Below are 9,028 nucleotides of genomic sequence, written 5' to 3'. Positions count from 1 at the left end.
GACATAATCGCCGACGACCGCGTCCTCGATCAGGGCCAACGAGATCTCCTTGCAGACGGGTCCGAGCGCAACCTTCGCGGTATCGGCGGCGACATCGATGGAGGTGATGCGTGCGGGGATGGCAAGACACATGGACAAAAGACCTCGTAGGATAAAACGCGTCCGGGGCGATCAATGAAGCGGTCAGATCGGAACGAACCTGGTCGCCAACCGAAACCTTGGCGAGACGCGTTTTATATCAATAAATTAAAAATCTTAAAACGCGCGTTCCACGAGGGTATCAGACGCCCCCCCGCCCTGCGCCCAGGTGAGGACCTCGCATAGCGAGCGGGGGGCGCGTTTCAACAGGTGAGCTTGAAGGCCACACAGGGATCGATCGCCGTGATCAAGAGCTCGGCTTGTCGACGCAGCTGCTCCTCGGGGCCGGGCGGCAAGCTCTCCAGCGCCAAGGCAACGACGCCGCGCGGATGAAAATTCCACTCGGTCGGCGCAAGGATCCGATAGTCGCGGACGCGGCCGGCCTCGACGCGGACCAGATGAGCCAGTAGACCGCGTGCCGCGAAGACGCGCCCCAGCCCGATTCCGCTGGCGCTCGCCGAGATCGGCTGCGCGGCGGCGCTCCCGACGGATCCGCGGCTCAGCAACCGTAGGCCGGTCGCAACCTCCGTGAGTTGAGCGGCAAGGCGCACCAGGAGGCCAGCCCCGTAGACCTCGATCAGCGGCAGTGGGTGCACGCGCGCGAAGGGGCTGGTTTCGCGAGGTTGACCCTGCCAGGTCGGACGGGCGACGAAATCGGCCCAATCCGGCGCGCTCATCCGCGCGATCAGATCCTCGTCCGAGAGCCTCGGCAGCGCGGTGATCGGGGTTTGTCCGAGCGACGCCTCTCCCGATTCCAGCAGGGAGCGCAACAGGCGAGCGGCCACCGTCTCCGTCTTGCGACACCAGCGCTCGAAGCCGGACGGGTCGCCGATCAGGTTCAACCAGTGCTCGGGCTTGATCCCGAAAACCTTTTGCGTCAGCAGATCGGTCAGATCGGTGAGCAGGACATCGAGGCCGGGGGCTTGACCCGCCGCCGGACCGGCACCGACGCTGAACAAATCGGCGGCGGGGTCGAGCCGCGCGAGGATGCGATTCGACAAGGCAAGGACCGCCGCCATGTCGTCACGGCACGGCGGCTCGCCCAAGATCGGGGGCCAATCGAGCAGGACCCGCCACAGGTGTTCGCGGATCGTCTCCACTGCGATCGCCGCCTCGCGCCGTCCTCGGATGATCGGGCTCGGCAAGACCCCGGACGCCTGCTCGAATGCCGCCGCACAGGCACCGGCTTGAGCGCGCGCACAGATCGAGAAGAGCAGCGGCAGACGCGCCGTCGTCTCCTGCGGCGAGCGTCCGACGAAGGCCGACGCGGCGGCGACCGGACGTGTCGAGGTGATCCTGCAGACGACGCCAGCCGAGGACGGCGTCAATTGGATATCGAGACTTCCACCCGGATCGGACATGGGGTTCGCGAACCTCCGGATCGGCAAAGCAGAACTTGCAGTGTAGCCGATCGCGCTTCAGGATAGCGGCGCTTAAATCGCGTCCCAGGTCCGGCCGACTGTCGGTGTCGATGCGACGCCCGGAAGAATCCCGATGCTTTGGACGTGACGCCGCTTAAGGATCTGAAAAACAGTTGATTTCTTTCGTGTGGACTGCGGGTTTGTCGAACGCCCCTCGCTTCGCCCGACCGCAGCCCATGCGATTCCCGGCGCGGTTTCGCCGATCGCCCCATTGTCGCCGAATCCCATCAGGTTAGACCCCCACGTGCTCACACCCGAACAACTCGCTGCCCTTCGCCGTGACATCGTCTTCAATGCCGATCTCGGCGGACGCGACCTGACGCTTCACAGCACCTGGGGTCTCTTCTCGCCGCGCGTGATCGACGAGGGCACCCGTCTGCTGCTGGCGCATCTGCAGGTCCAGCCGGACGACGACTGCTTCGATCTCGGCTGCGGTTACGGTGCGATCGGCTTGACGATGGCGACGCTTGCCCCGCAGGGTCGAACCCTGATGGTCGACAAGGATTTCGTGGCGGTGGATTACGCGACGCGCAACATCAGGCTCAATCGGCTGGAGAACGCACGCGCGCAGCTCAGCAACGGATTCGATCAGGTCGACCCCGAGCTGCGGTTCGACCTGATCGCGAGCAACATCCCTGCCAAGGTGGGCAAGGAGCTGCTCGCGCTCCTGCTGCACGATGCGCACACCCGCCTCCGTCCGGGCGGTCGGCTCTATCTGGTGACCATCAACGGGCTGCGCCAGTACATGAAACGCAATCTGACCGAGGTCTTCGGCAATTACGACAAGCTCAAGCAAGGGGCGCACTACACGGTCGCGCTCGCCGAGCGGGCTACAGTGGTTAGTGGTTAGCCGGGTTGGGTGGACGAGCGACAGCGAAGTCCACCGAAACCTGCACCGGCGATGGCGGACGGCGCTGCGCTCGTCCACCCTAACGCTGCGGTCAGCTGCATGGCCGGGTTATGAGCGAGGCACGCTTGGGTCGCGTCGAGGATCAGGGATCCCGCTCCCTCCGGGATCGCCGTGAAAACGCGTCGATCCGGATTACTGCTCCTCGATGAGATCCAGCAACCGGGTCGCCTCCTGACCGACACCCGTGTCGGCACCGAGGTCACGGGCTTGCTCAAGTGCCGTGCGGGCTTCGGCCGCATCGCCGGCTTGGAGGCTCACGAAGCCGAGGGTTAGCCAGATGCGCTGGTGCGCCGCATCCTTGGCCGCGCCGGCTCGCAATTGCGTCAGTGCGCCGTCGGTGTCGCCCAGGTAATGCAGCGCCAATCCGAGATCGTTGTGAGCCTCGACATCGTCCGGTCTGAGCTCGAGGAGACGGCGATAGACGGGCACGGCCTCGGCGTAGCGGCGCTCCACGAAGAGCGCGTCGGCCTGTTGAGCCAGGAGATCGGGGTTGGTCTCGGTGATGGTTTGCGGGATCGCGGTGGGCGCCGGACGCGGAGTGGCTTGAGACGGCATCCCGTGCGGAGCGGCCGGCGCGGCGGCGACGGCAGGGCGCGCGGCGTGGCGGATGTAGTAGTCGCGCGTGACCGCGAATACCGTAAAGCCGTAGAAAAACAAGAACACGGCAAAGAGCAGCCACTGCAGCGGAGAGAGTCTGGGCATGGTGTCGGGCAGGTTGTCGGCGGAAAGGTCGGGCGATCCTATGACGGAATCGCAGACAAAAAAAGGTCGCGACGGCAGGGTGTGTAGCTGCCGTGGCGACCTAACTGGCTTGCTGCCTGTGTGCGGTTCAGACTCAGGACCGGAGGTCGGATCCATCGGCCTTGTCGGCGCCGCGTATGCGTGAAGGACGAGTTGTACCGGCATCGTCGCGGTTGATGAGCGCGATCAGAAAGCCGGCGCAGAGAATGGCCGCGATCAGACCCGTGATCGTCAGTGCATCGAAGCTCATGCGTGCTCCCCTCTATCCGTCGGATGACTGCTCCAAAGATCCGCAGCGCCGAGGATCGAGACGGACTCGACCAAGACCTGCGCGTTGGGGTCTATCTTGCGCGCAAGGCATCAATAGAGTATTTCAGTCAGCTCTAATGTTGTTACAAGTTGTTACGACCCCTCGACCCCGGCTGAACGAGACCTTGCCGAGATGCCCGATACACCGATTCAGATCTTGGTTGTCGACGATGATTCGGCCTTGCGCGCCCTGCTCGGCGACTATCTCGCCGGAGAAGGCTTCAGCGTGGCCGGAGCCGAGGACGGCGTGGCGATGGATGCCTGGCTGGCGGAGCACGAGACGGACTTGGTGATCCTCGACCTGATGCTCCCCGGCGAAGATGGACTGAGCCTGGCACGGCGACTGCGCGCGCGCGCGGATACCCCGATCATCATGCTGTCGGCACGCGGCGGCGACATCGATCGGATCGTCGGCCTGGAGGTCGGCGCCGACGACTACATGCCCAAACCCTTCAATCCGCGGGAGCTTCTGGCGCGAATCCGGGCGGTGTTGCGCCGCCGAGCCCCGAGCGCGCCACCCGAGCCACGCGAGGACGACGGCGTCATCCGCTTCGGACCCTATCGACTCGACCTCGGCCAACGCGAGCTGCGACGCGGGGACGAGTCGGTCGTGCTCACCTCGGGCGAGCTGGAGCTACTGCGAATCCTTGCCGAGCATCCGGACCGCGTCCTGGATCGCGATCTGCTGCTCGACCTGCTCAAGGGCTACGAGCGCTCGCCGTTCGATCGCAGCATCGACGTGCAGATCGCGCGTCTGCGCGCCAAGATCGAGCCGGACACGAAGCGCCCCCGCTATATCCGCACCATCTGGGGCAAGGGCTACATGTTCACGCCGGCCGGGGACGCATGAAGCTCATTGCCAAGCTGATCCCGGCAAGCCTGTTCGGGCGCGCGTTGCTCACCTTGGTCTTCACCTTCGGGCTGTTCGGCCTCATCACCTTCTGGGTCATCGTCTCCTACGCGTTGACGCCGGTCGCGCAGCGCTCCGCCTCGGACCTGGCGAGCATCATGGTGCTCTCGGCTCGGACCCTGCGTCAGCTCCCCACGGAGATGCGCGACGACTACCGAACCAGGCTGGCACGGGAGTACCAGATCCGACTGGCCGAGGAGCGCCCGCTCACGGACGTGAACCAGTTCTTCTTCCCCTATATCGGCCAGCTCAAAATCGCACTGGAAGACCGACTCGGCGGCGAGGTGGAGATCGTGACCAGCGTCGCCAACAGCGAGCGGTGGTTCTGGGTCGCACTGGACGCGGGAGGGGAAACGGTCTGGGCGGGCTTCCCTCGCAGCCGAGTCGAAACCCGACCGATCGAGGGCCTGTCCGTCATCATCGGCGTTGCGGTGCTCTTGATCTTCGGCAGCGCGCTGATCCTGGCGGGGCGCATCACCCAACCGATCAACCGGCTCTCCAAGGCCGCCGAGCAGGTCGCGCTCGGCTACTCGCCTGCCGTCTTATCCGAAAGTGGCCCCAAAGAGCTCGCAAACCTTGCGCGTCAGTTCAATGCCGCCAGTCAACGCATCCGCGAGCTGATCGCCAACCGCACCCTACTGCTCGCCGGGGTCTCGCACGATCTGCGCACGCCGCTGACGCGTCTGCGTCTCGCCGTGGAGATGCTGCCGCGCGGCACCGCACCGGCGCTCGTCGCCCGGATGGAGCGCGACATCGATGAGATGAACGCGCTCATCACGCAGGCGATCGATTTCGGAAAGAGCCTCGAAACAGGGAATCGCGAAGAGGTCGACCTCGCCGCGCTGATCGACGACCTGGTCGCCGGTCGACCTCGGGTCATCTGGCAACGCAGTCGATCGTGCCGCTATCGGGTCGACGCCTTGGCGTTGCGACGCATCCTGAGCAATCTGCTCGAAAACGCACTGCGCTACAGTCAAGATCTGGTCGAGATCCATCTCGACTGCAAGACGGCCACGCCCGTGATCTTCGTGCTCGATCGCGGGCCGGGAATCCCGGAAGGCGAGCGCGAGGCCGTCTTTCGTCCCTACTACCGTCTGGAGACCTCGCGCAGCCGCCTGACCGGCGGCACCGGCTTGGGTCTCGCGGTGGCCTACCAGCTCGCCTTGTCGAACCAGATGGAGCTGCATCTGGGCGCGCGTCGCGGGGGCGGCACCGTCGCGAGCGTTCGCTTGCCGCCGCTCGAGCTAGGGCCTGCTCTTGCGCCACGCAACGGCAAGGCGGTTGACGCGCCGTCCGAGGGTGCCTAAATTCCGCCCTGACATTCATCAATCCGCTCGAGCACCCGGAGCCCTTCGCAATGCTGCAACCTGGCGATCACGCGCCCGTCTTCACACTCCCCAACGCGGACATGGGACGGGTGAGTCTCGATCGGCTCCTCGGGCAACGCAACCTGGTGATCTATTTTTACCCGAAGGACGACACGCCGGGCTGCACGATGGAGGCGCTCGACTTCACCGACCTGCAAGCCGACTTCGACGCCGCCGAGACCGATGTCGTGGGCATCAGTCGCGACACCTGCACCAGCCACGGCGCCTTCCGGGATAAGTACGGCTTGACCGTCCAATTGCTCGCCGATACCGAGGGCGAGGCGTGCGAGGCGTACGGCGTGTGGCGCGAGAAGGAGGCGCACGGCGAGAAACGGATGGGAATCGTGCGTTCGACCTTCGTCGTCGACAAGGGCGGCGTCATCCGACACGCACTCTACGACGTCAAACCCAAGGGCCATGCCGCCCAGATCCTGGAACTGGTCCAGGCGCTCTGACAGGCAACCTGGAGCGGTAGTCGAGATGTTCTCGCCGCCGGCCGAGGAGAGAGACCCGATCTCCTCGGTCGAGCCGGTAGCCGCGGCCAGTTCGGGCTCGGGCTCGGGCTCGCCGGCGCTCGACCCCGAGCCGCGCTCGGAGACCTCGCGCAGCGTGAAGCTGCGCGCCTACATCCTGATCTTCCTCCTGATCTTCGGCCTGACACCGCTCGTGTTGGCGGTGCTGATCAATCTCCCGCTGGTGCTGGATCGCACCGCGATGTTCTACCAGCGCGCCTATCTGCAGAACCTGCGCGCGGACTTTCGTGATCTCGACCAACATCTCGCCAGTCGACACGAGATGATCCGGCTCCTGTCGAAGCTCCCCGAGCCCGGCCTGATCCTCGGCGAGCAGGGCGATGCGGATCAGATCGATGTCGCACGCGCCCGCTACACCGCCTGGATCAATCAGATCGTCGCCGATCAGCGCGACATCATCCAGATTCTCTTCGTCGGCGACGACGCTCAGGAGCGTTTCTGGCTGGCTCGCGATCCCCGCACGCAGGAATGGCGGCCGACCGCCTCGCCGCCGCAGGTCCCGAATCGCGAATTCCTGACCGCGGGGCTCGATCTGCAATCCGGCGCCGTGATGGTGAGCCGAATCCGCATCGACCCCTCGGCGGGTGTGGAAGACCCGCGCCAGCTCATGACACTGAGCCTGGTCAGCCGGATCGGCGGGGAGAAACCGGAAGACCCGCGAGGCGTCGTGGTCATGACTATCGATGTCGGCGGGCTCGCCCAGTTCTATCGGGACACGCTTTGGGTGAATCACGACGGCAGCTATCTGCGTCCCGGTCAGCCGGCAAGCGGCCAGCCCGAGGCATTCGACGCCTTCCCCGGCTTGGCCGAGATCTTTGCCGGCGGTACCCTCGCCGTCTGGAAGGGCCGGCAAGGCCGCCAGCTGCTTTGGGTGCCCATGTTTCTGACCGAGGACGGGGTGCCGCTCTGGGTGGGTCGGGCGGTGGACCCCTCGCCGATCGAGGAGTTTCGCGACGCACTGATCGTACGCGTTCTCTCGATCATCTTCCTTCTGGTCCTGGTGGTGATGGTGCTGGCGCGATGGATCGCGGCACGTGCCGAGCATTTCGGCGAGGAGCTCAGGGGCGGAATCGGCAAGGTGCTCCGCGATGGTCGGCCGCTGCAATTCAGTTGGCGCGGGCCGCGCGAGATCCGCGAGCTCGGCGAGCAGCTCACGGCACTGGCGCAGACCCACGCCGAGCATCTGCAGGCGGCGCAAGCCCACACCCGAGAGCTGGAGCGATCCAACCGGTACAAATCCGAGTTCCTGGCCAACGTCAGCCACGAGTTGCGCACGCCGCTGAACTCGATCCTCCTGCTCTCGAAGATGTTGGCCGCCGAGACCGGCGGACTCAATCCGGGGCAGCGACGCCAAGCGCAGGTTATTCACGAGGCCGGACGCGATCTGCGGACCATGATCGACAACATCCTGGACATCTCGCGGATCGAGGCCGGGCATGTCGCCGTGACGTCCGACTGGGTAGAGCTGCGTCCGATGCTGGAAGAGCTGATCGAGCTGGTCGAACCCATGGTGTCGGAAAAACCCGTCGTGCTTAATCTCGCTGTCGACCCGCGCGCCGCGACGCGGGTCTTTACGGATCGCGACAAGCTGCGACAGATCCTGAAGAACTTTCTCTCCAACGCCGTGAAGTTCACCGAGCAGGGTCGCATCACCCTGGCGGTCGAAGCGGGAGAGGATCCTCGACGGCAGGTCGCGCTGAGCGTCGCCGACACCGGAATCGGGATCCCGCACGACAAACAGGAGATCATCTTCGAGGCCTTCCAGCAGGCCGACGGCTCGACGCGCCGTCGCTACGGCGGCACCGGCCTGGGACTTTCGATCAGCCGCGAGCTGGCCCTGTTGCTCGGCGGGCGTATCGAGGTCGAAAGCGCACCGGGGGCCGGCGCCTGCTTCACACTCTTCATGCCGATCGCCGCCGTTGCCGTCGAGCCGGACGCGGTCTCCCCGTCCGCACCCGCGAGCCCGCACGTCACGCCACTTCCGCCCGAGGACTCACCGGGTGCGCTGCGCCCGACCTCGGCACGGGGTGCCGGCGCAGGCGCAAGCGGCGGCTGGGTCCTGATCGTCGAGCGCGACGTCAAGACCCTCGTTCAGCTCGCCTCCGAGCTGTCGCGGCGCGGCCTGCGCGTCCAAACCGCAGCCGATCTCGACGAGGCGCTCGAGACCCTGCAGGAAGAGGGCGAAGGCTGCGAGCTGGTGCTGCTGGCCGCCGGGATGTCCGACGAAATGACCTGTGCTACGATTCGGTCACTCTTGAGCCGCAGTGCGGGGCCTCACCCGGCCGTTGCCGTGCTCGGCGATCGATCGGCCAAGACCCGGGTTGCCGACTGCTTGGGTGCGGGTGCCGTCGAGTTTCTATCCAAACCCATCGATCCCGATCAACTCACGGCGCTGCTTGCCGAGGTGCTGCCGGAGAGACGTGCTCCGGAGACATCCGCGGCGATCCGCGAACCGATCGTGTGAGCCGCCGAGTCCGTCTCGCTGCGGCTCCGGGCGCACAAGGGCAGACGACATGACCCGCTACGCCGGCTTCAAGCTGCTGATCGTCGACGACCACGCTCACAATCTTTTCACGCTCCGAACCCTGATCGAGAGCGAGATGGATGTCGAGGTCCTCGAGGCCACCTCGGGTCAGGACGCCATCGACCTGACCCATCGGCACCCGGACATCGACCTCATCATCCTGGATGTGCAGATG

General features: G+C 65.5%; 10 protein-coding genes. 6 read left to right on the top strand and 4 right to left on the bottom strand.

Going from position 1 to position 9,028, the window contains the following annotated elements; all coding sequences use genetic code 11:
- Both VLR48_RS08860 and VLR48_RS08855 read right to left on the bottom strand, forming a co-directional pair.
- On the bottom strand, positions 1–132 hold a 132-nt coding region (locus VLR48_RS08860; RefSeq protein ID WP_325291432.1), incomplete at its 3' end, for a HypC/HybG/HupF family hydrogenase formation chaperone.
- A gap of 209 nt (positions 133–341) precedes the next feature.
- Positions 342–1,499 (bottom strand): nickel-dependent hydrogenase large subunit, encoded by a 1,158-nt coding sequence (locus VLR48_RS08855; RefSeq protein ID WP_325291430.1) that lies wholly within the window; start codon positions 1,497–1,499, stop codon positions 342–344.
- 304 nt (positions 1,500–1,803) lie between these two features.
- On the opposite strand from VLR48_RS08855, the gene VLR48_RS08850 reads away from it, so the two are divergent.
- Positions 1,804–2,409 (top strand): class I SAM-dependent methyltransferase, encoded by a 606-nt coding sequence (locus tag VLR48_RS08850; protein WP_325291429.1) that lies wholly within the window; start codon positions 1,804–1,806, stop codon positions 2,407–2,409.
- Between the two features lie 192 nt (positions 2,410–2,601).
- Here VLR48_RS08850 and VLR48_RS08845 read toward each other — a convergent pair whose 3' ends face one another.
- Together VLR48_RS08845 and VLR48_RS08840 are read right to left on the bottom strand one after the other, a co-directional pair.
- On the bottom strand, positions 2,602–3,171 hold the full coding sequence (locus tag VLR48_RS08845; protein ID WP_325291428.1) for a tetratricopeptide repeat protein: 570 nt from the start codon (positions 3,169–3,171) through the stop codon (positions 2,602–2,604).
- A gap of 133 nt (positions 3,172–3,304) precedes the next feature.
- Complete coding sequence (locus VLR48_RS08840) at positions 3,305–3,460, bottom strand: hypothetical protein (RefSeq protein ID WP_325291427.1); 156 nt, start codon at positions 3,458–3,460, stop codon at positions 3,305–3,307.
- Between the two features lie 192 nt (positions 3,461–3,652).
- Between VLR48_RS08840 and VLR48_RS08835 the strand changes: the two genes are divergently transcribed.
- The 5 genes from VLR48_RS08835 to VLR48_RS08815 all read left to right on the top strand — a co-directional run.
- Positions 3,653–4,369 (top strand): response regulator, encoded by a 717-nt coding sequence (locus VLR48_RS08835; RefSeq protein WP_325291426.1) that lies wholly within the window; start codon positions 3,653–3,655, stop codon positions 4,367–4,369.
- The gene (locus tag VLR48_RS08830; protein WP_325291425.1) at positions 4,366–5,736 is read left to right on the top strand and encodes an ATP-binding protein; all 1,371 of its coding nucleotides are present in this window, start codon (positions 4,366–4,368) and stop codon (positions 5,734–5,736) included. The genes VLR48_RS08835 and VLR48_RS08830 overlap by 4 nt, the downstream gene beginning before the upstream one ends.
- Before the next feature lie 50 nt (positions 5,737–5,786).
- Positions 5,787–6,251, top strand: coding sequence for a peroxiredoxin (locus tag VLR48_RS08825; protein ID WP_213459998.1), 465 nt, complete (start codon positions 5,787–5,789; stop codon positions 6,249–6,251).
- A gap of 154 nt (positions 6,252–6,405) precedes the next feature.
- Entirely contained in the window at positions 6,406–8,793 is a 2,388-nt protein-coding gene (locus VLR48_RS08820; RefSeq protein ID WP_325291431.1) for an ATP-binding response regulator, read from the top strand.
- A gap of 49 nt (positions 8,794–8,842) precedes the next feature.
- A partial coding sequence (locus tag VLR48_RS08815) for a response regulator (RefSeq protein WP_325291424.1) occupies positions 8,843–9,028 on the top strand: 186 nt, incomplete at its 3' end.

It is taken from the genome of Thiocapsa sp., assembly GCF_035467215.1.
Classification (GTDB): Bacteria; Pseudomonadota; Gammaproteobacteria; order Chromatiales; family Chromatiaceae; genus Thiocapsa.
This window is presented reverse-complemented; position numbering and strand designations above follow the sequence as displayed.